General features: G+C 62.5%; 22 protein-coding genes and 3 pseudogenes. 14 read left to right on the plus strand and 11 right to left on the minus strand.

The window, feature by feature from the left end; genetic code table 11:
- Positions 1–739 precede the first annotated feature (739 nt).
- Both OKW39_RS43290 and OKW39_RS43295 read left to right on the plus strand, forming a co-directional pair.
- On the plus strand, positions 740–895 hold the full coding sequence (locus OKW39_RS43290; protein ID WP_429565589.1) for a hypothetical protein: 156 nt from the start codon (positions 740–742) through the stop codon (positions 893–895).
- A 159-nt stretch (positions 896–1,054) separates the two neighbouring features.
- Positions 1,055–1,803, plus strand: a pseudogene (locus OKW39_RS43295) (IS6 family transposase).
- Between the two features lie 469 nt (positions 1,804–2,272).
- On the opposite strand, the gene OKW39_RS43300 reads toward OKW39_RS43295, so the two are convergent.
- Together OKW39_RS43300 and OKW39_RS43305 are read right to left on the minus strand one after the other, a co-directional pair.
- Complete coding sequence (locus tag OKW39_RS43300) at positions 2,273–5,329, minus strand: LPD7 domain-containing protein (RefSeq protein ID WP_429565590.1); 3,057 nt, start codon at positions 5,327–5,329, stop codon at positions 2,273–2,275.
- A gap of 176 nt (positions 5,330–5,505) precedes the next feature.
- Entirely contained in the window at positions 5,506–5,871 is a 366-nt protein-coding gene (locus OKW39_RS43305) for a plasmid mobilization protein (RefSeq protein WP_429565591.1), read from the minus strand.
- Between the two features lie 600 nt (positions 5,872–6,471).
- Between OKW39_RS43305 and OKW39_RS43310 the strand changes: the two genes are divergently transcribed.
- Complete coding sequence (locus OKW39_RS43310) at positions 6,472–6,921, plus strand: hypothetical protein (RefSeq protein WP_147308773.1); 450 nt, start codon at positions 6,472–6,474, stop codon at positions 6,919–6,921.
- Positions 6,922–7,253: 332 nt separating this feature from the next.
- On the opposite strand, the gene OKW39_RS43315 is transcribed toward OKW39_RS43310, so the two are convergent.
- Positions 7,254–9,293 (minus strand): ParB/RepB/Spo0J family partition protein, encoded by a 2,040-nt coding sequence (locus tag OKW39_RS43315; RefSeq protein ID WP_429565592.1) that lies wholly within the window; start codon positions 9,291–9,293, stop codon positions 7,254–7,256.
- 195 nt (positions 9,294–9,488) lie between these two features.
- Between OKW39_RS43315 and OKW39_RS43320 the strand changes: the two genes are divergently transcribed.
- The 5 genes from OKW39_RS43320 to OKW39_RS43340 all read left to right on the plus strand — a co-directional run bounded on the left by OKW39_RS43320 (position 9,489) and on the right by OKW39_RS43340 (position 12,354).
- Positions 9,489–9,905, plus strand: a complete 417-nt coding sequence (locus tag OKW39_RS43320) for an antirestriction protein (protein ID WP_116150198.1) — start codon at positions 9,489–9,491, stop codon at positions 9,903–9,905.
- A gap of 64 nt (positions 9,906–9,969) precedes the next feature.
- Positions 9,970–10,797 carry a DUF932 domain-containing protein gene (locus OKW39_RS43325; protein WP_429565593.1) on the plus strand — a complete coding sequence of 276 codons (828 nt, stop codon included), beginning with the start codon at positions 9,970–9,972 and terminating at the stop codon, positions 10,795–10,797.
- 53 nt (positions 10,798–10,850) lie between these two features.
- Positions 10,851–11,159, plus strand: coding sequence for a hypothetical protein (locus OKW39_RS43330; RefSeq protein ID WP_429565594.1), 309 nt, complete (start codon positions 10,851–10,853; stop codon positions 11,157–11,159).
- Between the two features lie 54 nt (positions 11,160–11,213).
- On the plus strand, positions 11,214–11,444 hold the full coding sequence (locus tag OKW39_RS43335) for a DUF3717 domain-containing protein (RefSeq protein ID WP_429565595.1): 231 nt from the start codon (positions 11,214–11,216) through the stop codon (positions 11,442–11,444).
- Between the two features lie 307 nt (positions 11,445–11,751).
- Positions 11,752–12,354: a hypothetical protein gene (locus OKW39_RS43340; protein ID WP_429565596.1), complete on the plus strand. Its 603-nt coding sequence runs from the start codon at positions 11,752–11,754 to the stop codon at positions 12,352–12,354.
- Between the two features lie 25 nt (positions 12,355–12,379).
- Here the strand turns inward: OKW39_RS43340 and OKW39_RS43345 are convergent, their stop codons facing one another.
- Positions 12,380–13,243 carry a hypothetical protein gene (locus OKW39_RS43345; RefSeq protein ID WP_429565597.1) on the minus strand — a complete coding sequence of 288 codons (864 nt, stop codon included), beginning with the start codon at positions 13,241–13,243 and terminating at the stop codon, positions 12,380–12,382.
- A gap of 8 nt (positions 13,244–13,251) precedes the next feature.
- On the minus strand, positions 13,252–13,437 hold the full coding sequence (locus OKW39_RS43350; RefSeq protein WP_429565638.1) for a type II toxin-antitoxin system YafQ family toxin: 186 nt from the start codon (positions 13,435–13,437) through the stop codon (positions 13,252–13,254).
- Between the two features lie 32 nt (positions 13,438–13,469).
- Here OKW39_RS43350 and OKW39_RS43355 point away from each other — a divergent pair.
- Positions 13,470–13,774, plus strand: a pseudogene (locus OKW39_RS43355) (integrase); the annotation flags it as partial.
- A gap of 118 nt (positions 13,775–13,892) precedes the next feature.
- Positions 13,893–14,726: a DNA-binding protein gene (locus OKW39_RS43360; protein ID WP_429565598.1), complete on the plus strand. Its 834-nt coding sequence runs from the start codon at positions 13,893–13,895 to the stop codon at positions 14,724–14,726.
- A 481-nt stretch (positions 14,727–15,207) separates the two neighbouring features.
- Here the strand turns inward: OKW39_RS43360 and OKW39_RS43365 are convergent, their stop codons facing one another.
- Both OKW39_RS43365 and OKW39_RS43370 read right to left on the minus strand, forming a co-directional pair.
- Positions 15,208–15,696, minus strand: a complete 489-nt coding sequence (locus OKW39_RS43365; RefSeq protein WP_116150184.1) for a GNAT family N-acetyltransferase — start codon at positions 15,694–15,696, stop codon at positions 15,208–15,210.
- Complete coding sequence (locus OKW39_RS43370; protein WP_116150182.1) at positions 15,693–15,962, minus strand: DUF1778 domain-containing protein; 270 nt, start codon at positions 15,960–15,962, stop codon at positions 15,693–15,695. Before OKW39_RS43370 ends, OKW39_RS43365 begins: the two co-directional genes overlap by 4 nt.
- Positions 15,963–16,673: 711 nt before the next feature.
- Here OKW39_RS43370 and OKW39_RS43375 point away from each other — a divergent pair.
- Positions 16,674–16,979 carry a hypothetical protein gene (locus OKW39_RS43375; RefSeq protein ID WP_429565599.1) on the plus strand — a complete coding sequence of 102 codons (306 nt, stop codon included), beginning with the start codon at positions 16,674–16,676 and terminating at the stop codon, positions 16,977–16,979.
- A 186-nt stretch (positions 16,980–17,165) separates the two neighbouring features.
- Here the strand turns inward: OKW39_RS43375 and OKW39_RS43380 are convergent, their stop codons facing one another.
- Together OKW39_RS43380 and OKW39_RS43385 are read right to left on the minus strand one after the other, a co-directional pair.
- A complete protein-coding gene (locus tag OKW39_RS43380; protein WP_429565600.1) occupies positions 17,166–18,530 on the minus strand; it encodes a replication initiation protein in 1,365 nt (454 codons plus the stop codon).
- A 320-nt stretch (positions 18,531–18,850) separates the two neighbouring features.
- Positions 18,851–19,096 carry a hypothetical protein gene (locus OKW39_RS43385; RefSeq protein WP_429565601.1) on the minus strand — a complete coding sequence of 82 codons (246 nt, stop codon included), beginning with the start codon at positions 19,094–19,096 and terminating at the stop codon, positions 18,851–18,853.
- 910 nt (positions 19,097–20,006) lie between these two features.
- Between OKW39_RS43385 and OKW39_RS43390 the strand changes: the two genes are divergently transcribed.
- From OKW39_RS43390 to OKW39_RS43400, 3 genes and pseudogenes are all read left to right on the plus strand, one after another.
- A complete protein-coding gene (locus OKW39_RS43390) occupies positions 20,007–21,218 on the plus strand; it encodes a ParA family protein (RefSeq protein ID WP_429565602.1) in 1,212 nt (403 codons plus the stop codon).
- Positions 21,215–22,216 (plus strand): ParB/RepB/Spo0J family partition protein, encoded by a 1,002-nt coding sequence (locus OKW39_RS43395; protein ID WP_429565603.1) that lies wholly within the window; start codon positions 21,215–21,217, stop codon positions 22,214–22,216. The genes OKW39_RS43390 and OKW39_RS43395 overlap by 4 nt, the downstream gene beginning before the upstream one ends.
- Positions 22,217–22,475: 259 nt before the next feature.
- A pseudogene (locus OKW39_RS43400) lies at positions 22,476–23,282 on the plus strand (tyrosine-type recombinase/integrase); the annotation flags it as partial.
- A 154-nt stretch (positions 23,283–23,436) separates the two neighbouring features.
- Here the strand turns inward: OKW39_RS43400 and OKW39_RS43405 are convergent.
- Positions 23,437–25,356, minus strand: a complete 1,920-nt coding sequence (locus tag OKW39_RS43405) for a phage integrase family protein (RefSeq protein ID WP_429565604.1) — start codon at positions 25,354–25,356, stop codon at positions 23,437–23,439.
- Complete coding sequence (locus OKW39_RS43410; protein ID WP_429565605.1) at positions 25,353–26,126, minus strand: hypothetical protein; 774 nt, start codon at positions 26,124–26,126, stop codon at positions 25,353–25,355. Before OKW39_RS43410 ends, OKW39_RS43405 begins: the two co-directional genes overlap by 4 nt.
- Positions 26,127–26,183: the final 57 nt, after the last annotated feature.

Consider the following 26,183-nt stretch of genomic DNA (forward strand, 5'->3'; position numbering starts at 1 on the left):
ATGACCAGATGTACCTAGTATACCAGGTATGTGATCATAACAAAATCCGTCTGTCAAGCGGCATCTGTTCCTCGCTTTACGATGGGACGGACTCCTTGGGGTATACGTACCTGTGCGACGTGAAAGTCGCGTAGTTCGTTGTTTTACCGTCGAAGTCGGACGGAAGGAAACCGGGCGTTCCGTCGCCCGTAGTCTATTGGTGCATGCGGAGCTGGCAACGGGTCCGTGTGAAGCCACCGAGACAATGCAGCCCGGCGCAAGCCATGCTGAGGTCGTGAGATCGAGGCTCCTCTGCAAGTGTCAATGCGGAGGGGGCGCTAGACTGGATGGCAAGGTTAAGGGATCTGAACCGCCCATAAACATCGTCAATACCTCAATACCAAGAGGCCAAAGGCACTGACAGGCCTCACCCAAACGGGAATGTGGCAGGTCTGCTCGCTAAGTACTCGGGCAGCACGGACAGATTGCCACCGGTGGAAAGGCGGAACCTAAACCATTCGTGCGAACGACGCGGAACACGGTAAACCCGTATCGCTGCCCGTTTGTCTGGGGCAGGTCAACCGCAAGGAAGACTGTTGGCGGTGCGGGCAGAGGATGGCGGAGAAAGCGAACGCCAGCCTGTAATGGGTCGGACAGGAGTTGCGTCGCAAGACAACATCATTCCACGCGAAAGCGGGCAGACTTCCGCCTGGTCTCTCGTCACGAGAGAGCTTGTTCACCTCCACAGGAGGGGAAGCAGATGACGGTGCAGCAATTTGGCACTGGTGCGCCCTCCAGTTGCGGCTGGCATCTTTATGAATTACTTGAGGTGCTACCGTTTCACTCGGCGGCTGCAAGTGCATATCGTGAAGGTGCCATCTTCCAGATGGCACCGGCTTTGGCAACAGGGCTTTGAGAGGCTTGAGCCTTGTGCGGTCAAAATTGCATGCAGGGTTCTTAGGGGAGGATGCGGCGGTAACGTCGCATCCCTACCCGACTTCGTGGAGTTTCTGACGGTCATCGCCCGCAGAGGGTATTGTCAAGTTGGCGCCGGGGTCGACGAATATAATGGGGCATGAAGAAAGCTTCCGTCTCCGTTTTGCCGTCGGCCGAGGCGCCGATTTCGTTCAAGGGCTATCGATTTCCGCCGGAAATCATCAGCTACGCGGTTTGGCTGTACTACCGGTTCCCGCTCAGCCTGCGCATGGTTGAGGAGATGCTGGCGGCACGGGAAATCGAGCTTACGTACGAAACGGTGCGGTGCTGGGCGACGAAGTTCGGTCTGGCGATCGCGAAGCGTATCCGCTCGACAGCGCCGGGTCGCCGCGACAAGTGGCACATGGATGAGGTGGTCGTGACGATCAACGGCAGGAAGCATTGGCTGTGGCGGCCCGTCGATCAGCAAGGCGCAGTGCTCGATGTGCTGGTGCAGAGCCGCCGTGACAAGGCGGCGGCCAACCGGCTGATGCGCAAGCTGCTCAGGCACCACGGCTGCCCACGCGTGATCGTAACGGACAAGCTGCGCAGCTACGCGGCGCCGAACAACGAACTGGGCCTGAACGTCGAGCATCGGCAGCACAAAAGACTGAACAACCGGGCGGAGAATTCGCACCAGCCCACACGCGTGCGCGAGAAGGTGATGCGGCGCTTCAAGTCGGCGCGCCATCTACAACGTTAACGTCGGTCCATGCTCAGGTGAGCAACCTGTTCATGCACTGCCGCTACAACGCGAACGCGCAACAGAAATGGCAGCCCCGCAAGCAGGCGTTCGAGGCGTGGGAAACCGTAACGGACAATCCGATACTGAATCGCATTGCCGCATAATTAGTGATCCTTATATTAAGCGCTCTCGCCTGCGCGCCCTTCAACAATTTGACAATACCATTCATTGATATCGACAGTCGACGTGCAGCTTCCGATACACCAACGCCCTCGGTCATTGCAGGGCGGCCTCAAAATAACGAGCGCCCAATAGCGCTCTTAATATAAGTTTTCTTTCATTAATAGCCGGATTTGCTGACGTAACTTTACGGTTGCAATTCAGGCCAGTCACCCTGGCCCGCGGCCGCGTCGGAATTTGTCTGTGATCTATGCCCGGGCCGCAGCACGGAAGTGATCGATAAGTGCTGCATACCTATCAAGGTCTATCGCTCCGGGGGTATTTCCGCTTGATCGATGGCGCTCCATTCCACCTTCCCTCTTCGTCACATATGATCTGGATACCCTCCTCGTCAATTCATCTTTTCAGGCGCTCCACCACAACCGCCACATGCCCGCGCAACGGGCTGGCGGTTCATCGTTCTGTACGCGGGTCGCCGTCGGGTATCTCTGGATCAGTGGGCGGTTCTGCGTCCGGATTTCGGGCGGGTTCGCCATCGCGGACGGTTAGTTGCGTGTTATGGATGGCGTCGCGAAGTTCATCTCGCTCCCACGCGTCACGCTCACGTTGCGCGGTCCGCCGCTGCTGCGCCTCGGCGTCGAGCTCGGCAAGCCGGACCTGCCGGATGCGCTCCAGCTCCGGCTGCTCGAAAACGATGCGCATGCGCGTGTCAGCCGCCACGCGCGCGGCGGCGGCCTGGAATGCTTCAGGACCGGAGAGTGACAATATCGAACCGAACTTCTGTTGCGCGAAACGCAGCGCAATCTCGATTGTTTCGCGCTCGCGGTCCCACAACCGCAGCGTGCGGCCTTCGTCGACGAGGAATGCCACACCGTCCTTGCGGTAGTCGACCTCGCCGCTGGCGCGCACCTCGTACGTAATCGATGGCCCGCGGTAGATGATCTCGTTGTAATCAAACCCAACCGGTTGCTTCGCGCCCTGAGATGGCCCACTGATGTTGACAGTGCGCTCGCCGTCGGCGCGCTTCGCCCCCAGACGGAGCTGCTGCATGCGTCGTAACTCGCGCAGTGCCCGCTCATCACCACGCTGAGCACGCTCCTGCAGGAAGTCGCGATACTGATCCGTGATGGGCTGGCGTCCTGCATCTTTGATGGCGTCACGCTCCGTGGTGGTGCGATCGCGCAGCGCGGCCTCTGCCTCGAGGCGCGCCACACGCGCTCCCGAGAGTCGCTCGCGCCGCTCGGTGACGCTCAGATCCTTTCGATCCGCGATGGCGCTCCTGGCACGGTAGAACGCCTCCCTGATCGCGCCGCGCCGGTCCTTCTCGTGCCGCGTCTGTTCATCCCAGGCGCGGCGCAGCCCGTCTCGATACGCTGCGCGCCATTGCTGGAATTCGGCCCACAGGTCCCGTTCGGGCATGTGGCGTGGCGCATGGCCAGGGCTAAGTCCGACCTGCGCCCGGTACGTCTCGCGAAGCAGTTGCGCGGCTTCCGCCCATGGCAGATTCATTTCTTTGGTCAGAAAATCGGATACGTTCAGGTTGCGCGAGCCCGCCCTGATCCGGTCACCGCCATCCGCACCCTTGCCAATGCTGTACTTCCCGACAATCAGCCCGTGTGAGTACGCCAGTGCGGCGAGCAGGCGACTGGCATCGAGTGTCGCGCGGATCTCTTCGAACTCCGTCCGCTCCCGTGAGCGACCGACACTGCGTGACTCGGCATAATCACGCGCGAACTGGTCCCGAACCGTATCCGCTTCCCGGCCGGTTGCCGCCCGCGCGCGCGAATTGAACGGGTCTGTCCGAGTCTCTTCGTCGGCGTCGGACGATGCGAAAGGAAGCGATCGGATCGCATCGAACGACTGGACGTCTGCGAGGCAGCGGATTTCATCTCGCGGACCGAAATCCGCTGGCAGCCGGCCACCGCCCAATGCCGGATTCAGACCAAATGGTTCGCTCCTTTGTGCCGGGCCGCCAAACGGTCCGCCGGCGCGCGTGAACTTGTCAGCGGCTGTCGCCGCAAGCCGCGCCCGCTCCGCACTGTCCGCAACGTCCCATGAACCATACATGCGTGCCGCGAGTGCATTGAGCAGGGGGTTACTGCCAGGATCTAGCTGTTCTCTTCCCGCTCGCTCGCGATCGCCAGTCCATCGCAGCTGGTCAATTCGGTCGGCTTGGTGGTTTCCCAGCTCCAGTAGTGCATCAGCCGGCAGAAGCATTTGACGTCGCGCGGCGTCGCCATCCACACCGCGGCCGGGCACACCTCGCACACGGTGTGGGGATCGGGGCGACGAGCTGGATCGATCGAAACGAGTGTCAAGGTCGTGATCCGCTCCCTTTCTCCACTTTCGCCACCGGCCCCGGCGTTCGTGTTGCGCGAGTGGCGGCTCGGGCCACCGCTGTCGTTGCCACTCTCGCCAATCTCGCCAGTCTCCTGGTCCACCACTGCTTCGTCGTGTTCGCTCATCAAGTCCTCCTGCTGCGTCATGGAACCGCTGTTCGCGGTGGTCGAGAATGCGCCGCTGCTCAGTCGGCGACGCGGCCTGATATGTCTTGTAGAAGCTGCTACCGCTGTTGAGATACTTGATCTCTCTCGCCCGCATATCGTTCCACTCGAAAAGCGCATCGAGATAATGCCGGGGTGTCGCGCGCGGGATACCCGTCTCGATGTACTCTGCATGGACGTTCCGATCAAGCGATTCACGCTTGCCGTCGGCATCGAGTTCGATGAATTCGCGCGAGAACACGAATTCCTTCAGGTTCACACCCTTCGCCGCGCCTGCTGGCTTGACGTTTTCATATTCGCCGTCACGGCCAGCGTTGCGTGTGCGGGTCTCGCCGAATTCGGCAATCAGCGCCCTGAAGTCCTCGTAACGGGTGACGTCGCGTGAAATCAGTGCCTCGAGGATCGCGGCCTTCAGCTCGCGGTTCATCGGCTCGAACACGTCGCCCTTGTACCGGCTGATCATTTCCGACGCATCGGTGAACTGCACGCGCCGGTTGTCTTTCGGGCTCGCCAGCCCATATTTGGCGTTGATGTGCTCCTGGAACGCTTCGAGGAACCGGTGATGCCGGTCGACCTTGCCGAACGGCTCCAGCCGCCGTCCCGTGCGCAGGTTCACCTCGGGGATCACCACGTGAAGATGGACCTTGCGCTCGACAAGCTCGCCACTGCGCCGGTCAGCGTAGCTCTTGAGCCGCGGGACATGCGCCTCAGCGTAGAAGTTGTATTCGTCGGGCCGGTAGGCAGCAAACGCGAACGCCTCAAACTCACGCACGATCTCCGCGAGCACTTCGCGCGAGACCTCGTCCTCCTTGAACGACAGCGTGACGTTGATGTAGCGCTCCGCCTGCGTGTCCATCGACTGGATGATGTCGTTGGTCAACGCCAGATCCCCCGCCAGAATCACCCGTTCATCCATCTCGTCACGCTCGAACTCACGGTCCTGCTTCTGGCCCTGTTCCAGATAGGCCTTGATGCCGTCGTGATAGCCGCGTACCCGGATTAACATCGTTCATCGTCCCTGGTGAACGATCCACCTGCGGGCCGAACAGCTCGAGGGAGCAACAGCGGAGCGTGATGCGTGACGTACATGCCATCGTCATCACGCGCGACATTCCGTTTCGTCTTCCGCATGACGACAGTTGCCTGATAGGGATGATCGATTCCCATGTGCGTTGTATCCGGTCAGTCCACTTTCTCGAGCGTGCTTTTCAGATAGCGCGAAATCATCTGCAGTTGCGTGAGCAGTCGCTCGTAGGTCACTTCCGACAGCTCACCCCTCCGGTGTTCCGAATTCGCGCGATGGGCAATCTGGTTCAGGTTGTTGCTGGTCTTGTTGAAGATGTACAGGAGCCGCTTGCGGTCCGCGCTGGCGACTGGTCGTGCGATCACCTGCGTCCGGTTCGTCAGCACGGCCTGCCTGAAAAATTCAGACTGCGTCAGCCCGCTTCGGTTCACCTTTTCAAGATAGACCGCGCGGTCCGCATCCGACAACCGGAACGCGATCGGTTTTCCAAGCCCTGCCCCATCGTTGCTTTTCTTGCGCGGCATGGTCAAAGCTCCGCGGGATGCGTCCAGTCTGCCGACTGACCTGGCAGATCGAACCGTGTCGCGTCGCCGTCGATCGGATGTGCGCGGAACTCATACGCCGGCCAATGCCTCTCGCATTCGCTCAAGGCACACATCGCCTGGTCGCCCGTCATGGGATACGTATAACCCGCCCATGGGAGATACCGCCACCGCCTGTTGTGCTCAGGCGCGCGTGGCTTCATCACAAGCTGGATCACCCATTCGCTGGTCGGAATCATCACACGCGCCTCCTATTCGTATTGCATACCAGGCAGTGCTTAGTGTCGACGACGGACTCGTCGGCGCGATGGACGCGGTGCAGTGGCCCGCGTCGGGGTTTCAAAGGGGCTCGCCCCTTTGGCACGAGATATTTTACGGAGCGCGTAGCGATGCGTAAACATATCCGACGTGCCTCGCCTCGCCATCAGTATACGCCCCCTCGTCTTCGAAATGACGCGAAGTTGTGCGAAACAGTTCCGCTGGACAGAAAACGCGTTCCGTCAATACGCGAAAATGGTTGAAGAAAACGCGAAAGCCCACTAAGGTTATGCGAACCCCGACATGCCGACAAGTGGCCATTCCGTGAACGCCGATGAATACCTGAACAGCATAAAACCGGGCCTGCGTACGTCCGCCCTGCGCGCGTTCCATCCCGACATTCTCAAGCTGCGCGCGGCTGGCTGCACCCTGGCCCAGATCGCTGAATTCCTTCGCATCAACGGTCTCACCACCACCCTGTCCAGCGTCGGCAAGTATCTCCAGAAGCACGCCCCGGTATCCAGTCCCCCTGCTGCCCCGCAACCCCGCTCCGCCGTGGCGAAGCGTCCAGAGCCTCCCGTCGCTCCCGACCGCTCCGAGCCGCCTGGTTTCAAAAGCGCTGAACAGTTGCGCGCCGAAAATCCCACCCTCCCGCGCATCCAGATCAACAAACTCTACGCGCAGCAGTACGACCGCCCGGTCCTAAGCCCGCAAGAGATCGAAGAGTTCAAGAGAAAATATCCGCCGCCACCCACAAAGCACTCCAGCCCCTGAGCCGCTGAGCCGCATCGCCCCGTCGCAATGCGCCGGGTCGGCCCGCACCCCACGCCGCAGGCGTGGGTCCCCAGGGGCCTCGATCCGGGCGCGCGGCGCGCGCGAATGCGTAAGCGCTCCCTCCAGGTCCGGATTGAGCGTGCAGCAGGAAGCCTTCGGGCTTTCACGCGGCGTGCCGATAACACGGTTAGCTGGCTGATCTCTGGATCTGTCCGGCGTGTGTTGTTCACGGAGCCCGGCTGTTCCGGCCAGGCTTCTTTTTTTCGCCGTCACAAAAAAGCCGCCAGGGCTTTCGCCCCGACGGCTTCGCGTCACGTCATCTGACCGGCCGCTCAGATGGGCTCGGCTTCATCCTCCGTCGCCTCACCCGTCACGTCGGCATCGGCCTCGTCGCCGGTGTCGCCGCCCCCTTCGTCCGCTTCCTCGTCGTTGTAACCATGGATGCGGTGCTCCGGCACCTCCCGGTTGCGCAGCACTTCCGGCAACCAGCCCGACTCCGACAGGCGAAGCCCGGCGGCTGCCGCTGCCGCGTCCTTCTTCATGCCCCGCAGGTCCGCTGCGGCCTCGGGCGACACCGCTTCGCGCACCACTTCCTCGATGCGCGCCTTCGACACGTGCTCGAAGTAGCTCGCCTGCGTGGGCTGCCAGTAAGTCGCCAGATCGACATTCAGCACGTTCGCCAGTTCATTGATCGGGTGCGCGCGGTCGGCCCCGCTGATGCCGTCGAGCGTCGCCGCCACGCAGAACGCAAACAGGTTGGACGTCACGTCCGCGTCCTGTTCCAGCAGCCAGGCGAGCAACTGGTCGGTACGCTTCGGCAGCATCCGCGCCCATTTCGCGCGCTCGCCTTCGAGCGCTTTCCACGCGACGCTCGCGGCCATGTCGTCGGCATTCGACACCAGCGCGTCACGCGACGTGTGCACGTCGATCCGGACTGCGTGATCGGAATACTGCCGCTCGTAGACCTCATCGAACACGACCGGGATCAGGCGGACCATCAGCACGGCGAGCGCCGCGTTCGGCTGCCTGATGAGTTCCGCCTGAACGGCGGCGGTGCGGTGCGCGGTGAGCCGTCTGCACAGCTTCTCGCCGTGCAGCGGCTTGTCCTTCGGAGGCTGGCTCCGGCCTGCCGTCGCGTTGACAGCACGCGCGCCATCGCCTGGCGCAGGCGGCGCATCGTCGCGCCGGATCAGCCCGCGCTCGATGTTCACCTGGCCGTCCTCGTCAAGGTAGACGAACGCGCCCGCCCTTTTCATGTCGTCCGGGCCGAAGGATTCAAAGCGCTCGCCGTACCGGTCGACCGCGTGGGCCGCTGCGGTCACCGCTGCGTCCAGACGCTCATACCGGGCCTCGTCTTCCTCGCCGTCCTCGTCGTAGTACGCGTCGAGTTCAGCCTGTGCCGCGTCCCGCGCCGCGACGAGCGCCGCAAGCTCGGTCTTTTCCTGTTTCGTCGGCGTGCGCGTGGTCGATGCCAGACGGCCATAACGCATCATCTCCATCACGTCGCCACGCGTGCGGGTCTCCACAAATTGCCATCCTTCCTCGGAGATTGCCCGGGATAGCTCGATCAGTCGGTCGGTGGCGAGCCGGTGCAGCAGGTCCGGGTCCGCGATGTATCCGGCGTTCTGGTCGTCGCTGAACAGATCCCGCCTCACATAGCCGCCAGCGGCCTCATAGGCGTCCAGCCCGACGAATTTTGCGAGCGCATTGTCGCGCGCGTCGAGTTCGGTCTGCGTGATCGCCGCGCGCAGTTCGGACGGACGGCGTTGCCATGCGTTAAGGGCGTCGTTCCAGACGCGCTCCTGCGTCGCGTGATCGTCGGCAAGGGCCAGCACTTTCGCCTGCTCGTAGTCGAGGGCGTCGTCGCGCATCAGGTCCAGCAGTGCCGGCGCGAGATTCGCGATTTTCAGGGCACGACGCACCACCATTTCTGACACCTTGAATAACGAGGCAATGTGCCCCGTACTTTTTCCCTCCTCCGCAAGCAGCCGGAACGCCAACGCCTCGTCGGCGAGGCACATGTCCTCGCGCTCGCGGTTTTCGATCAGCGAAGCCGCCACCGCTTCGCCTTCGCTGACGATCAGCACTGGCACCTGGTAGTCCTTCGTAATGCGGCCCTGCGAAAACAGCAGATCGAGCGCGGCAAGCCGTCGCTGACCGGCGCACACACCGAGCTTTGGCTGTTTTCTGCGACCCTTCATCTCGTGTCCCACCAGGTTTTGCAGGATGCCTTTCTCTGCGAGCGTCCCGGCCAGCGCCTCGATGCCGGTCGGCGCTTTCTTGCGCACATTCAGCGGCGAGAGGATCAGCCGCGAATAGGCCACATATTCAATCGTTGTGCGTTCAACCTTCTGTTCAGTGACGGTCTGCATCAGAGTTTCCTCCGGTTATGTGTCCCAGCCGGATTGCCTGGACAACACAACCATTGTAGGACTTTATGTCCCATCATGCAAGGCGATTATTAGGCATTTATTTGAGCTTTGTTCTTGCGGTGTAGGTCTTTGTGTCCTATTATTGAATCGTTGTCCAAGCAATCCGGCTGGGACACAGAACCGGGAGATTTTCCGATGACCACTGATACACAAGCCCGCATCTCGTCTGCTGTCGTTCCCGAAGAACTGCGCCTGAACGTTCTGCCTCGCTACCTGGGGCGCCACTATATGGAAGGTGAGTCGCTGGTGTACGACTGGGCCGCGCGTCTGGACCGCAGCTATGAGGGCGGCTACTGGAACTTCTTTACGCTGTCCAATGACGGCTTCTTTATGGCGCCGTCGAACCTGGGCCGTGTGCATGTTCGCTGGCACATGAACGGGTACAGCGACATGATGGGCGCGGAAGCCTTCGGCATTACCGTCACGCTGTACGCCCTCTGCCATCTCGCGGAAAAGACGCGCGACGACACCATCATCGAGCGCTATCACCAGTTGCGCGAGTTCGCCGCGCAACACGTGGAAGCCGCCAACATCCTCCGCGCTATCGACTGACGCATCGACCACTCACTGCCCCGGCCTGCGGGTCGGGGCTGCTCCCCTGATTGAGGAACAGCAAATGAACATGCTTGCCAGCCGTTTCAGCCGCAACGCCGTCGCCCTGCGCTCCGATCATCCGCTGTCGAATGATGAAATCGCGGGGGTTGCCCCTTCCATCCTGGCCGACGCTCCGCATGAAAGCCGCTCGGCGCGCTACAGCTACATTCCGACCGTTGATGTACTCGACGCGTTGCGCAAGGAAGGGTTTCAACCCTTCATGGTCTGCCAGACGCGCGTGCGGGATGATGGGATGCGGGACTACACGAAACATCTGCTGCGCCTGAGACATGCTGACCAGATCCAGGGTCGTGAGGCGAACGAAGTCATCCTCCTTAACAGCCACAACGGCCAGTCGAAATTTCAGATGGTTTCCGGCATGATCCGCTTTGTCTGCCAGAACGGGATCGTATGCGGCAATGCATTGAACGATATCCGCGTGCCGCACAAGGGGGACGTAGTCGGCCAGGTGATTGAAGGCGCATTCAAGGTGCTTGACGGCTTCGAGGAACAGACAGAGCAGCGCGAACGCATGGCTGGGGCGGTCCTTGATGAGGGCGAACAGCACGCCTTTGCACGCGCGGCGCTTGCCTTGCGCTATGACGATGACAAGCCCGCGCCGGTCACCGAAGCGCAGCTTCTCGCGCCGCGTCGAATCGAGGACCGTGGGTCCGATCTCTGGAAAACCTTCAACCGCGTGCAGGAAAACATGACACGTGGCGGGTTGCAGGGTCGCAATGCTGCTGGCCGCGCGACCACTACGCGCCCCGTGACGGGCATTGACCAGAATATCCGCCTGAACCGTGCCCTGTGGGTCCTTGCTGACGAACTGCGCCGCCTGCGCGGCTAACCGGCTCGCCCTGGCCTGCGGGTCAGGGCGTCTTCTGATATTGAGGACACCATATGGACACGCTCAACACCCGCCCGACATGGCTGGCCACGTTGCTGCCGCTGCTGGCCATCTGGCAGTACGGCGACAGAAGCCAGGTTCGCGGCGAACTGTACCGCATGGCCCTGTCGGCTGACGCGGCGGCACACTCCGCTGATGCGCTCAGGCGCATCGCCGACATGCTGGACCGTGACGGCCACGCAATCGACATGCATCGCGAGGAGTTGCGTGCGATCGCCCGCTCTGCCCTGGCTGACTTCGATCGCGTGCCGCCTTCCGCGCCGGTCGCGATGGCCATCGAACACCGGGGCCAACTGCAATAGCGCCGACTGACAATCAACGCCCGCGCGAGGGTTGCGCGGGCCTGCGAGAATTACATGAACAAATCCGAATTTTCAATCGCCGAGATCGAGCAGGCGATCAACTACTGGTGCGCCCGGCAGGTTCCCGGCGAGAATGGCGCACTCTGCGCGAAGGCCCGTCCGCTGGCTGACCTGTACGGCCTGATGATCTTCGAGCATCGCGACACCGTCGAAGCGGCGAAGCTCAACGATGATCAGTGGGACGCGCTCCGGGTGGCGTTGTATCCACAGGAGTTACCGCTGTGACGTCAGGCGGCGTTCTCGGGCCGCCGTCGGCATCTCCGGGTGCTGGCCAATGCGCCGCGCTCCGGCCGACCCTCCCTCCTGCAAGCCAGACATTGGATAATCACGGGTGCGTCGCGCGCGCCGCGCGCCCGGATCGAGGCGCCCGGGGACCCGCGCGGAACGCGTGGGGAGCGCGCCGGCGCGCCGCGGATCGCGGTGTGACGATCCGGCTCGGGCGCGGGCAGACCATCGGCTCGGGGTCGTCAAGCGACCGGAGGGCGCGTGAATCCCCCGCGGCGAAGCCGTGGGGGCTCGATATAACGGCGTCATGCGCTTTACGCGCATCTGCAGCAAGAGAGAACTTAATGTGACCGACAAAACACAGATACCTATTCGGCCCGAGTGCCTGCGCCCCGCTGATGACCTGTGGGCTCAACCGACGGGTGAGGAAGTGCGTGAAGTGCTCAGACGCGCAGGACTGACGGGCACCGCTGCAGCGCGGCTCCTCGGCATGAAAGGGGCCACGGGTCGCGGCATCCGACGTTACACGGGTGGCGAAGCACCAATTCCGTACCCCAGCTGGGCATTACTTTGCGATGTGGCAGGCCTTGAGCGGATCTGGCGAGGGGAAAACGCGGCCGTCGATCAGAAGGCGGTCGATGCTGACCGGGCAGCGCCGGGACAGAACGGGCTACTTCTGGAAAGTATCGAGCTGGCCGAACGACAGATCGACAGCGTCTGGAGCGGGAAAGTCCCGGCTTCGGTTGCCAGTATCGGCGAATGCCGCGATGCCCTGATTCGCATCCGGCAGGCCGAGCATGCCGTAACCATGCTGGGCAAGACCCACAACATTTCGGCGCAATTGAAGCAGCGGATTGCTGAGGCTCAGGAAAAGCTCAAGGTGATAACCAGCTGGACGGACCTGGCATGAGATCCAGCTGCGCTCGCCCGGCCAGTCAGCATCGCTCAGGGCAGCCACGCGACGATCGGGCGCGCACGCAACAGACCGATGGGTGGCACCGATCGCCACCAGCTGCCGCCGCGGTGGTTGAAGGTCGCGACGAGCTCGCGAGGCGAGGCGATGCCCTCGCCTGCGAGGCGCTGCGCAATGAGCGGCCTGACTTCAGGCCAACGGCATGCGCCGCGGCCGGAGTCGCCGCAGCGGGTTTCGACGCCTGTTCGACCATGCGCAGTCCGACCGCGGTGAGCTTCGCGCTGCCGTGCCGACGGATCGACTGCTCGAGATGGTCGGCGAGCACCGATGAGCCGTGCAGCAGCGCGAGCCGCACCAGGTCAGCGCGCATCGGCTTCAGGTAGCGCTCGATCGCCTCGGATGACGCCGCGGGCGGCGCCTCCGGATCGAAGTACAGCCGCGGGATCGTGAGGGGCGGCACGCGCTGCACGCAGACGCGCAGCGCGGCGAAGTCGGTCCGCGTGTCGCTGCGCGGCGGCGGGCGCCAGCTGTTCAGTTGGTCGGCGCATCGCGATACCGGTCCTGCCGGCCGTGGTCGTAGGGGCTGTCTGGCGAGACCGGGCCAGTCCACCGTTTCTGCGAGCGCTGTCAGCCGTTCGAGCGCCGCACGGCCGGCGTCGCTCAGTTGTGCAATTTCATCCGGCACGAGGTGGGCTTTTGCGCGCGCGGACAGCAAATGGTGCGAAGCCCGCAATGGCTGCCGGATCCAGTCAATCAGCCCGAGCCCGTGCAGCGCGTCGAGCAGTCGCGTACGCCTCGGACGGGTCACCTGCCGCAGCCGGACCTGCCGTAGCGCGGACAGCACGACAGCGTGGGTGGGGACAGCGGGATCCGGTCCGTGGTCCACATCATCTCCTACTCGTCGAACCGATCGGCGTGCGTGCCCGTTTGCTCGAGGCGAAGCGTCGTGCCATCAGTCTTGTAGATCAGCAGCCAGTCCGGCTCGATATGGGCGTCGCGGAAACTGCCCCACTCGCCCCTGAGCGGATGATCGCGATACGCAGCGGGGAGCGGTGAGCCATCGAGCAGCAGGGCGATCAGCGTCTTGAGCGGCTACAAATTCAAACTGAAACCGGAGCGTGACGGGCGGCCTCTCGGCGCGCTCGACCGCTTACACACTGACGGTCCTCGGGGCGCCTGTTTCGCTGGGCTCATCGAGCAGCGCTACGTGCTGGCCAACCCGTTTGCGGGCGTCAAGGTACGCGGTGGCCGGCGCAGCGCCAGAACTCGACACGACACGCGGGCTTCACAGAAGACGAGCGGCGGCTGCTGCGGACCATCGCGGACGATCTCGAGTTGGTCGTACGGCTGGTCGGCGCCGGCCGCACAGCGATTGGGCTTCCTGCTCGACTTTGGCTACGCACGGGCCCGGCGTGCCAGGCGAACTCGTCGGCGCCCGCCACCCTGCAGCTTTTTGCGAAACCCGCGCGACCGAGGTTTGTGTTTTTACGCAAAATAACATATCATAACATAACGTTACACTTAATTGATATGTTATGGCTCGCGAACCCAACATCACCCAGGACCAGGTCAGCAAAGCCGCGGAGAGCATCCGTGGAGCCGGCGGTCGGCCCACGGCACGCGCCATACGCGAACGCCTCGGCACCGGATCGATGGCGACGGTGCTCAGGTTTTTTCAGGCCTGGCAGGACGCGCAGGTCAAGCCTGCCGAGCCGCCCGCCGCCCTGCCGCAGGCGCTGCAGCGGGGCCTGCTTGATTTCGTCGCTGCCGAGGTCGACCGGAGCAGGATCGAGTTGCGCACGGAACTGGACATCGCGAACCAGGCCAACGCTGACCTCATTATCGAATCCGAGCGACAAGGTCTGATCGTCGAGAACCTGACTGCGTCACTTGAGAAGGTGCACGCGGAAAGGGCCGAGCTATCGGGGCGTCTCGGCCAGGTGGAGGCAGAACGTGACGCTTCGCGCCAGGAGGCGGCTGCCGAGCGCAGGGCCGCGGAATCGGCGCGCACCGACCTGGCGAAAGCGTTGCTTCGGCTGGAGGCAATGCCACGACTTGAAAAGGATCTCCATGACGCACGTCGTGAGCTCGACAGCGAGCGTGTGGCTCGGGTGAACGCAGAACAGTCCGCCGCCGTAGCCGTCGCAAAGCTCGAAGCGTCGCTTGAGGCGCGGCAGTCGATGGAGCGCACGCTCGGCGAAGCGAGGCGTCATGAACAGGAGAAGGATGCCGAACTGGCGAGTGTGCGGGCGGATCTGAAGGATGCGCGCTCCGCGGCCGATGCCGTGCGCGCAGAGTTGCTGGGGACCGTCCAGCCGCGATCCGCCGGGTCACCGACTGCGACGCGAACCCGCAAGAAGCCTGAGTGAGGGTGCATCCCCGCGCCCGTTACAGAATGCTACGCGTTGTTGACCGGGCGCCGCCATCGCCCCGGTGGGTGCCCGGCGGTGCACCGGTTGACCTCCAATGAGTTTCCCGCTGCCGTTCAGTCCCGGCTGGCAGCGGCTCGTGCGGTCGACGCCGTGTGGAACAGCATCGGCGGCGCATCAGCAAAGATAATGAAGCCCGTGATGCGGATAGAAACCCTGCCCGTCCCGTCCTTTGTGTCGACGGGCAGCGCGCGACCATCCCGGCACGCAGGACGCGCTGGACCGCATCCTCGAGGAGGGTCCCGCCTGGGCCACGGCATCAGGTAGCGCACGCCACGAAACGTAGTGCGGAGTCGCAAATGCCGTCAGCAGGGGCCCCCGGGCCTCTCGTCGACGCTACGATCCTCCCCGAACACGTCGGTCTGCCATGTCGATGGATCCCCCGGGTTGCCCCCGAAGTGCCGTCCCCACCTGTTCGCACCTACTTGACGGCAGCTAACGGCAAAAACAACGCCAGCGGATCGTTCGCCAGCTGAACGAATCCGAAATGCCGGTAGAATTCAGCAGCCGTTTCGTCCTTCGCGTCAACTGTCAAGGCAACCGCTGGAATCTCCGATCTCGCCGCTCGCTGCAACGCATTGACGAGTAGCGCCGCACCCAACCCCCTGCCCCGATATTTTAGATCGACCGCCAATCGACCCATGCGAACCGCGGGGATCGACGGATACCGCGGCAGCTTGCGAGCCACATCGTGTGGCAGTTCCGCGAGCGCCACACTGGCCGCGGAAAGCGTGTAGTAGCCGGCGACAACGTCACCGTCGAGCATGACGAAGCATGCCGCGACCCGTCGCCGGACATCCTGGGTGACCAGTTCGCGGACATAGCGGTCAAGCGCGGTGAACCCACACTCGAACCGGGACCGATCGTGAGTGGAATCAAGCGCGGCGACAACCAGCTGCCCAGCGCTCACTTGTTACGCAGCAACTGGTCGTGGCTGGCGATCGCACGTTGGAGCGCGTTGACCGGCTGAGGCGGCGACAGAATCGCGTCGGCAAAGCGCTGCGAATCCGCGAGCGACAAGCGAATCACCTCGGCGTCCGCGATCGCCCGTTGCGCGGCTTCGCGGGCGGCCGATACAACGAAATCGGTCATCGTGCGTCCCTGGATCTCCGCGGCTCGTCTGATCGCCGCATGCAGGTCCGACTCAATTCGGGCTTCAAATCTGGTGGTTGTCATAGCCATCTACCTCCGAGTCGCCAGTGTACGGAAAATTGCCGGGTCTGTAAAGGTGTACGGAAAATTGCCGGGCAGCGTCGCTGCCGCTGACGCGTACTCGCACCCTCCACCCCGACGACCGGTGGACGGCCGCCGGCGGCCACCCGTACGAGACCGCAACCCCGCGCACGATCACGGCCTGCAGGACGAAGCGCTCAACCTCGCGCGCGTACGCCCGGAGTGTCGCCGCCCGGTCGCGGTGCAGCCCCGCGTGCCCGATGCAGCGGGAAAACGTGCCGTACGGGACTCAACCGGTCCGGAAGGACGGGACACGGCGTGTCCCCTGCCCCGTCATGACCGCTGGTCCGACGCCGCGATACCCCCGACAGTCGGACGGTGCCGCTATGCCGGATGGGATGTCGCGGCCTTTTCGCCGCGCCGCTCGGTGACGCCGTGAACGCGGCGGTTCAGGTGCCTCGTGCCCCTCTGCCCGCGCGCCGACCGGGATCGACGGCGGCCCGTCACGCAAACGCCGCCCCACCGGTTCGGGCTACCGCGCGCGTTAGCCGCCTGAGTTCCTGCAGCCGTTCGCCGATCGCTGCGGTCAGGACTCGCGGCTGCGACGCCGTGGGAGCCGGCGTGCGTGGCGGCTGCTGCATACGACGTCGGGCGGCGAACTGCTCGTCGAGCCCGGCTGTCGCCGGCACGATTCGCCCGCGACGAAGCGCATCGATGAATCCGCCTGCCTATGCCCCGGCCGCGACCCGCGGCTGCGCCTCATGGGCCTCGTGCAGCGTCATCATCGACACGTCGGTCGAGAGGACGATCTTGCGAGGTGCCGGCAGGGTCGAAGGACGTGCGGCCGGCGCAACGCGCAAGCTCCTCCTGCACCTGCTGGGCGTGACGCTGCGCGTCGCGGCTCGCAGCCACCGCGGTCTGACGGGCCAGCCGCCGGTGACGGAAGTCGGTGGGCGTCTGCAGCAGCTTGCGCAGGTAGTTGATCGGCGCATGAGCGAGCTTCAGGTGTCCGCCTTTTGAATAGCCGGACGTGCGCCGGGTTGAAGCTGTCCTGTTCGGCGAGCGATTCACCGCCGCCGTCAGCTGAGATTTTTAACCGACCTCAGCACACAAAATTCCTGACACCTCCGAGAGCAGGTCTACAAAGTGGGTGGCTAGGTGCCGTCCGCGCACCAGCGCTCCGGCGGAGCCGAGTACCCTGCCCGCCTATGCTTCGTCGACGACTGCTGCGGTTGTGGCTCGCCTGGCCTTGGCTTTATTCAGCACCTTGCTCGCAACGAAGGAGCCGAACGTGCTGTGCACCTTGGGGTCGGTCAGATAGGAGAGCAGCGACTGCGGCTCTACCTTGATTACGTTCGCGATGAGTCGCGCGCTCGGGCTGCTAGTGAAAGCGGCGGCCATGCTCGTCTGTTCCTCGTGCGAGAGCGTGTTGTAGTGCTCCCAGCCAAGCGCCACTTCCTTCTGCTTCTTGTCGGCGTCCGCAGCCGACAATTGAGCGTCGCGGCTATCGGCCTCTTGCTGGATGCCCTGCTGGGTTGATTCAAGCGCGAGTGCCTGCTGATGAATGTCCTTGTCGATGGTGCCCAGCAGGTAATCTTCGCGCAGCGCCTTCATGAAATAGCCTCCGGCGCGGAGCTTCACCCTGCCTCGAGCAGCGGCATGGCGCGTGTACTCGATAGCCTGGTTGATACGGTCGTCCGTGTAGGTCGACCTGTTCGCGATGATTTCGTTGAATTCCGTCTTGTTGAGTGCGAATTCCGTGCGTAGCGTGTCGTACAGGGACTTGAGGACGATGAGTGCTGTTTTCTGCTCATCTGAGGGGTGCGCCCCCTGAAGCCGGAAGCGCAGCTGGCCGATGCGTTTTGACCCGGGAACGTTCTGCGTGAGCATGTCGATACGAATCCCGGTGACCTCCAAAATCTCGCTCATGGCGACCTCAAGCACTTTGCTGCGGAAGTGTTTGAAGAGGTCGTAGGTCTTTGTTTCGCAGCCCATCAAGGCTCGCATGGCTGTGACCTCGAACCACGGAGTGACACCGTCAGCCATGTAGGGTTGCATGCGGTCGAAAAGGACTTTGGAGTGAATCGACTTGAAAACGTAGCGCAAGCTCAGAAAGTGCGAGGCGCTTGGATTCTTGATGGCGCGCTGAAGGCGCTCAGCCAACTCGAAGGTGAACTCGCCGTCGTCGACGAAAGCCGGGCCCATCAACGGAACCGAACCCCACCGTTCCCTGGTCGGGTCCGCAACGTCGATTTCGTTCAATTCGATTGCGGCCTTCTGGGCTTCCCGAATGAGTTTGGTCAGGTGCCGACGGTTCTCGCTCGTCGTGCACATCAGCCATTTGAAGAGGCCAAAGTCGACCCGGTATTCCTTACGAATCTCAGGGTCGTCAGCAACAAGGAAGTACGCGACATCCACAAGGCGACGGGCGGCCAGACTCAGGTCCACGATTTTGACGAAAGCGTTGCTCCGTCGGAAACCCAAGTCATGGGGCGCCGTAATAACGCTTTCGCTTCTGGCCGTGTAGTCTTCGAACAAGGCCAGCGCGAGTTGATGTGCCGCGCTCTCCATACCCTCTCCATTTGTCCTGGGCGGGAGAGTGACCTAGTAAGGTCGATATGTCAAAACAATTCCGGTGACTTTGCCTTGGTGGTACCGTTGTTCGGCCACGGGCCTCAACTATTCGGGTCCGGCCCGGGGTTAGGTACATCAGCACAATTTTGGTGACCTTTCGATTTCTGCTTTCGGGGCGGTTTGCCGCAACTGCGACTGTGCCGATACTCCGGTCGGAGCCGATGACGCTTCCCGCCCAGGTTGGTGTTTGGGTTTGGTAGTTCGTGTTTTTAAAGAAACCAAACATACTAACCAAGGAAAATGCGTGATCTTAAAAATCAAGAAGTTAGCTCGGAAAGGTCACATTCCAGGGGCGCGTGGTTACCTGAATTGTTCGTCAAGGTCATAACTCGTGGCAGGAAGGTCACCAGATTTGTATCGTGCGCGGCGCAGCCGTAAGAGAAGGTCACCGGAATTGTGGCGAAGGTCACCGAAATTGTGCTGACAGCCACAAGAGCTTGTAATGACGGGGTTTGGTGGGATTTTTTCGGAGAAAGGTCACCAGAATTGTTCAGGATGCTCAAGGCGGCCCCCAAGGGACTCACCACGCTCAAAAAAGAGGCGTCACCCGGTAAGCACAAGCGGCAAGGTCACCAAAATTGTGACGCCGAGATCCCGCCCTACCTAGCAAAGTCACCAGAAATGTAAGCTCGGAGGCTTCGCGCTCAGGCAACACCTCTCCTTGGACAGCAAAGTCACCAAAAATGTGGCGAGCCGGCCCTGTCGTGCGCCTTGGTAACGCAGGGCGACGGTGCAAAGTCGCCAGAATTGTTGGGCCGGACAAAGGCGTAGGCGAGGCAAAGTCACCAAAAATGTAGAACTGAAGGCCGTAACCCCGTAAAGGCATGCTTTTGCCGGGGGCCATGTACTATTTTCCTTTGATGTCAAGCGCATTGTACAGGGTTAATTGTAAGAATTGTATCGTCCGGGGCCCGCGTATCTGGATGCGCGCCCGTTCAGGGCGCGGTCGCCATAGAAGTCGAAGGCATCCAACAGTTTTGGTGACTTTGCTCGAGTGCAAGTCCCACAATTTTGGTGACCTTGCGTCTTGTGCTAACGGTCAGAACAATTTCGGTGACTTTGCTTCCGATGAAAACGTCCATCTAGCGCTCGCTCCTACGGTGACCTTTCCGCACGCAGCGATTTAGTACGATGTAGTCCTATCCGGCGCCCTCCCCTCCGCGAGGAGGTGCCAGCTAGATACGAAAGCCGTTCGCGCACGCGGTATTTTGCCCCGAGCGGCGAGAAGCCGCTTTATAGGCTCGTGGTCGGCTTGCCGCTTTCGCCCACATGAGACCATTTCCGACCGCTCGCCAGGCCCGTGGAGCGCGATTGTGGGCGTCGCTTTTACCAAAAACTTAAGGTAATAGGTGAAGTTTTCCCATCCATCGCTTATTCTACGCATCAACGCAAATTTCGAGGGGAACGAAGAATATGCTAGTGAAGAGTGAATTTCCCGAACTCAACAGAACGGTCACGCTAGAATCGGTCGAAGATCTTTCGAAGAAACTCGAGGAGTTAACGCGAGACCTGAGAAAGGACATCCTCACTCCGAATCCACGGAAACATCCCCCGACGTTTACGTCGACTCAAGTTGCTGAGATGTGCGGTATCGACCGCCAAAAACTTCAATACCTGGCAACCAGGGAAGGCGCCGACCTGCCGCCGGGAGAAGTGCAGAGCAACGGTCGGATTCGGAACTTTACGCTTGCCGAGACGCGCAAATGGATTCAGCAGGTCTCGCCCATCCCGAAATCGCCGTTGTTGGAAAAGGGCGAAGGAATGGGCCGGATTCTGGTGACATCCAATTTCAAGGGGGGCAGCTGCAAGACAACGACGACCATGTGTCTTGCACAAGGTCTGAGCTTGCGCGGGCGCAAGGTGCTGCTGGTAGACCTCGACCCTCAGGCGTCGCTCACGGAGCTGTGTGGTCTGTACGCGGAAAAGATGCTCGGGGAAGACGACACCGTGCTTCCATACATCTACGACCCGAATGAGGTGCAGCTTGAGGATGTGGTCCAGCATACGTACTGGGATGGTATTGACGTTATTCCTGCACACCCCACGCTCTATGCGGCCGAGTTCTTCATTCCCGCGCAAATCAAGAAAAATGATGCCTCGTTCCGCTTCTGGGGCTACCTTCAAAATGGCTTGGGGTCGCTACGGAGCAAATACGATTACATCATTCTCGATACCGCACCGTCGCTTTCCTTCTTGACTATCAACGGCCTGATGGCTGCTGACAGCATGGTAATGCCGTTGGTCCCAGAGAGCCTGGACTTTATCAGCTCGGTGTCGTTCTGGAGTTTGTTCAACGACATGACGGCGACGTTCAGGGCCGGCGGCGATGGAAGCAAAAAGTTCGATTTCGTAAGTGTGTTGTTGTCCCGAGTCGACAATAGCGCGACTTCGTCGGCTTCGATTGTTCGAAGCTGGGTTCAGGCTGCGTACGGCCCCTGGATGAGTCAAACAGAGGTGCCGGCAAGCTCGGTGATGAGCACCGGTGCCGTCGGCCTTTCTACCGTCTTCGACGTTTCGAAATGGGAGGGCGGTAACAAGACCCTTGCCCGCGTTAAGGACCCTCTGGAGGAGTATTGCCGTTGGCTGGATGAGTTTTACATTGCAAAGCTGGGAGCTGAACAATGAATATGCGAGACCGTCTCAAGGCGAACACGGCAAACCTGACTCCTGCTGCGGACAGAGAGGTCACGGAAACGGCCGAGGATACACGTCCCAAAACAGGCATCGGTCTGGTAAACAAGCTCAGCCAGGCCGACCGCCGCATTGCCGAACTAGAAGCGGAACTGGCCGCTAAAGGGGCGGCTGGCAAGGTCGCTGTCGCTCGAATTCGCCCGAACCCCTGGCAGCCGCGGAGGCGATTTGTTGAAGCCAGGCTTCAGGAACTCGCGGAGAGCATTAAGGAAGTCGGGCTGATGCAGCCGGTGCTGTTGCGCCGCGTGACCGAGGAAAATGGCGAAGAGTTCTTCGAGCTGATAGCGGGTGAACGTCGGTGGCGAGCGCATCAGATTCTTGCCTGGAGCGAGATTGACGTCATCATCACGAAAGCCACCGACGCTGAAATGGCTGTCATGGCCTTGACCGAAAACATCAGCCGTGAAGACCTGACGGATTATGAAATCAGCAAGGCGATGCAACGTGTAGAAAACGAATTTCCGGACCGCAAACGCATGGCGGAGGCGCTGGGTTTGGGCCGTGGCACTCTCTATCGCTTCTTGTCGTTCAGCCAGCTGCCTCCGTACATGATTGCCGACATTGAAGAAGCTCCCGAGTTGTTCGGCGGCAATGCGGCAAGTGACACGGTGGCGGTGCTAAAGAAGCTTGGCGCGGCGGCGGACGCCACTGCGAAAGAACTGTGGGAGCAACTCAAGGCCGGAAGTCTGGACCAGTCCAAATTCGCGCCGACGCTGACGGCTGCTGTCGCCCGGAGGGAATCCTCATCGGCAAATCACACGTCTCAGCGTGACATTCGCAAGGTCTACGCTGGGAAATCGCAGGCAGGCAGCATCACCAAAGATGCGTTGAACTTCACCGTGAAGTTAAAAAGCTCGGCAGTTACGCCCGCCCAGGAGGAGCGCATTCGTGCGTTGATTTCCGAGTTGTACGGCGACGGGCCGAACGCCTGAAGTCACATCAGACCGTCGAAGCCCCTCACCGTGAGGGGTTTTTTTCACCCCGTCGGAACGTGTCCTTAAAGGACACGGCAGCACGACACTCTCGGCGCATGCTCGAAGTGGGAGTCCGGATTCGATGCCCCGCGAGCGCGCGTGTCCTTAAAGGACACTGAGTGACGATGAGATCGTTAATAGCCTGCGTGCCATGGCGCCTCGAAGCGTGTCCTTAAAGGACACGGGAGTTTCAATCTGTGCGCTTGTTGCGGCGGCACCTTCCGGGCCGGTCGTGCCGTGGGAACAGTTGCGCGTGCCGCACGAGGTCGACGGCTCGCAGGGACAGTTTCGCGCACCACGGCACGTCTGCTTGCTCAAGGCGTCGAACGACTACGAGGCCGTGCGGGCTTTCCCTGCACGAGTCCACAGCCACACAGCGCGCCTACCGTAAGGAGGCGGAACGCCTGATTCTGTGGGCGATCGTCGAGGGGGGCTGCGCGCTGTCCTCGTTGACCACCGATGACGCGATCACCTACCGGACGTTTCTGCGACGGCCGACACCGCGCGAGCGCTGGGTCGGCGCGGCGCGGTCGCGACAAAGCGTGGAATGGCGACCGTTCAGCGGACCATTATCGACGCGCTCTGCCGCGTACGCGCTGACCGTACTTGCGGCACTGGTTCGCTGGGCTGGTCGAACAAGGCTGCGTCCTCGCCAATCCGTTCGCGGGTGTCAAGGCGCGAGGGCGCATGAAGACGGGTCTCGATGTCAACCGCGGCTTTGCAGAAGGCGAATGGCTGCTGCTCCGCACGATCGCAGATGGCCTCGAATGGTCTTACGGCCGGAGCGAGACGGCCGCACAACGCCTTCGGTTCCTGCTGGATTTCGGGTGCACGACCGGCCTGAGAGCCAGTGTCTGACTGGCACAACGCTCGGCGACATCGCATCGACGAGCATGGCGATCACTGGCTGCACCTTGTCGGCAAGGGCGGCAAGACTGGGAAGGTGGCGCTCCCGGCGCTGGCGCGTAGGGCGCTCGACCAGTATCTGGCGCAACGCCGGTTGCCGGTCACACGTGAAAAATGGGGGCAAAACGCACACCATTACTTCGGCGGATGCTTGCGGGGCGCGGGTTTCGGGGCGAGAGTTCACAAAGAGCTCGAGATCGGACGAATTGCGGATGGCATTTCGCATGCGAAAAAAACCGCCGTAAAGGCGGTTTCTCGCGGAAGACTTTCCCCTAGACGGGCGACGGGTCCGTCACGAGACCTGCCTCGTAAAACTTCTCCACCGCCCGGTACTGGCGGGCCGCGTCGCCCTTCGTGTAGATCGTTGTAGTCGCCAGACTGGCATGGCCAAGGCCGGCCTGCACGTCGCGCAGATCGCTACCCGCATCCAGCGAATGGTTCGCGTGGGTGTGGCGCAACCAGTGCGTGCTCGCCTGCCGCAGATCGGCTGCGGCGCCGGGATAGACGCGCTCGAGCTGCTGCGCTGCCCGTTCAAAAATCCGCTTGTACAGCCGGGCCAGCGCGTCCGGGGTCAGCGGCCGGTCCGTCTTCAGATGGCCGATGAGCGGCGTATCCTTCGGGGCCGTCTCCAGCGTGCAGGGTGTCGGGCGCGAGCGCAGCAGGCCGGCGAGGGTGTCGATCAGCCGGGCAGGCATCGGCACGACCCGCTCGCGCTTGCCCTTGCCCTTCACCTTCAGCGTCCAGGCGTCCTCGAGCGCCCCATCCAGTGCCTTGCGCGACAGCGCCCCGGTGGTGGCGGCCACCAGTTCGGCGCGACGCAGGCCGGTCGCATAGGCCAGCAGCAGCGCGAACTGGTCACGCTGCTCCGCAGGCGTCGCCCTGGGACGGCTCACGGTCTGCAGCACAAAGCGCCATTGCGCGTGCGTCAGTGTGCGGCCGGTCGCGTCGATGTCGGGTCCCCGGCTGCCGACCCTGGGCAGGCCCAAGAAAGGATTGACCTGCAGGTATTGCTGCTTGACGAGCCAGCCACACATGGCCGACAGCAGCTTGCGGGCGATTTCCCGGCTGCTCTCTGGCAGCGGTTTGGCGAAGGGCCGCCACGCGGGGTCGAACCGTTCCGCCTTGCCCTTGACAATCCAGCGTTCGGCGGGCTGTGGGTCAGCCAGAAAGCCGTTGATGTATTCGCCGCAGTCTGGCGTATTCAATGACGACAGGGGTTTGCGTTTGACGATCACGGCCCACAGCAGCAGGCGCTCCGCTTCGCGCCGGTAGGCGCGCGCCGTATGCTCGCTGCGGGACCCGCGGATCGAGATCCACGCGTTGATGGCGTCGAGGTCCGTGTTGAGTGCGGCCTGATGCGCGGGCAGGGGCGCACGGTTGAGGCCGCACGAGCCGTCGAATTCGTTCGGTACGCGCAGCGACTCCAGCGGGACGATATCGACCGACGTCCCCAGCTGGGGTGGCCGTGCGAGCGCCGGGTGGCCGGCGGCGAGATGCCGGCGTGGCGTGGTCGCAAGTATCGACAGTTCTTCGCCCAATGACGCGGCGTGCAGCGACAGCCAGGCGGTGACGCGCTGCGCTCCTCTGGGACCCATCCAGGGCACGCCCGTGTACCAGCGGTGCCGGCGGCGCCGGATCAGCGCGAGCAGATCGGCCAGCGTCGACAGTCCGGCTGCGGTGAGCCGGGCGGCCAGCGTCGGCTCGAACCAGCCGTCGAGCGGATGGTCCGGGGCGGGCGCCTCCGCGAGTGCTTTTTCCATGCGGGCCAGCGCCGCAGCCTGGCGGGCGCGCAGGCGCGCGTTGCGGGCGATTTTCCGGTCGACGCGGGGTGAATTCTCGGGGGGGAAATCGGCGCGGTAGAGTTCCAGCAGCTCGGCCTCGCCATAGACGCCTTCCGGGTCAACCTGCGCGCGATAGTCCTCGAGGGACGGGGTGTCGTCACGGCCGTGCAGCTCGGCGGGCGGGATACTGCCGGGTTTCAGGCGCAGCAGGTGCGCGGCCTCGATGTCGCGCGCGCGCCGCGCGGCGGCCGCGAGCGCATCACGCAGCGTGGCGACCAGCCGGCGCGTGACCCGGACGTCGGTGCCCGGCTCGCCGTAGGCGGCATGCAGCCCTTCGATCGTCGCGCCTTCCAGCCAGCCGCGATACAGGGCGAAATGCTGTCGCGTGAGGCGGCGTACGGCCGGCTTCATGCCGGCTCCGCGTGTTGCGCGGTCGCGCCGGGCGCGGCGGCCGGTGGGGTGATCGCGGCCAGCATGCGTTCGATGAAGGGCGGCAGCACCCGGCACAGGCCGATGCGCTGATCCAGCTCGTTGCGATCTCCGCCCCGCTTTGCCAGGTCGAAGTGGCCGTCGACGTAGGCTGCGCCGACCTGCTCGAGGGCCATCCGGCTGGCGATCGTCACCTTGCCGCAATGAGTGAAGATGTTGTAGTGGTTCTTGGCCAGACGCAGGCGCTCGACCACTCCGGCGCTCACACCCAGCGCGAGAGCGTTCCATTCCAGCTGGCTGAGTGCAAGATGGCGCTGCGTGCAGGTGTCGTCTTGCTCCAGCCGCTCCCAGTACAGCGCCCTGACCTCGTTCTTTTTCTTCGTTGCCTGCCTGACGGTCGCCGGGCTGTCAGCGGAGCAAAGGATTGGCATGGCAATGCCTTCGACCACCTGGCGCATCACGTTGCCCGAAGCGGGCAGCTTGCAGGTCAGCAGCAGCTTGGTCGAGATCAGGATGTCGTCGAGCACGCCATACACGAACCCCGCGACGAACGCGGCGCGTATCGTTCCCGTCCTGTTGGCGGCTTCATTGAGCAACGGCACGAGGCGGAAGCAGGCCGCCAGGGCCTCGCACAGGTCGAGGATCGGCTCGCCCAGCCGCTCGGCAAACTGATCCTTGACCCAGCGATCGTCGTCGAACAACTCATGCAGCAGCGCCTTCGGATTCGTCGGGTCGATCTTCGGTGGCGTCATCAGGGAATCCTTTGCCTCACAAGATTGGAGTCGCCCGCGGACCCTTGCCCGGCGGGC

Origin of the sequence: Paraburkholderia sp. MM6662-R1, from assembly GCF_050436245.1 — a bacterium.
Taxonomy (GTDB): domain Bacteria; phylum Pseudomonadota; class Gammaproteobacteria; order Burkholderiales; family Burkholderiaceae; genus Paraburkholderia; species Paraburkholderia tuberum.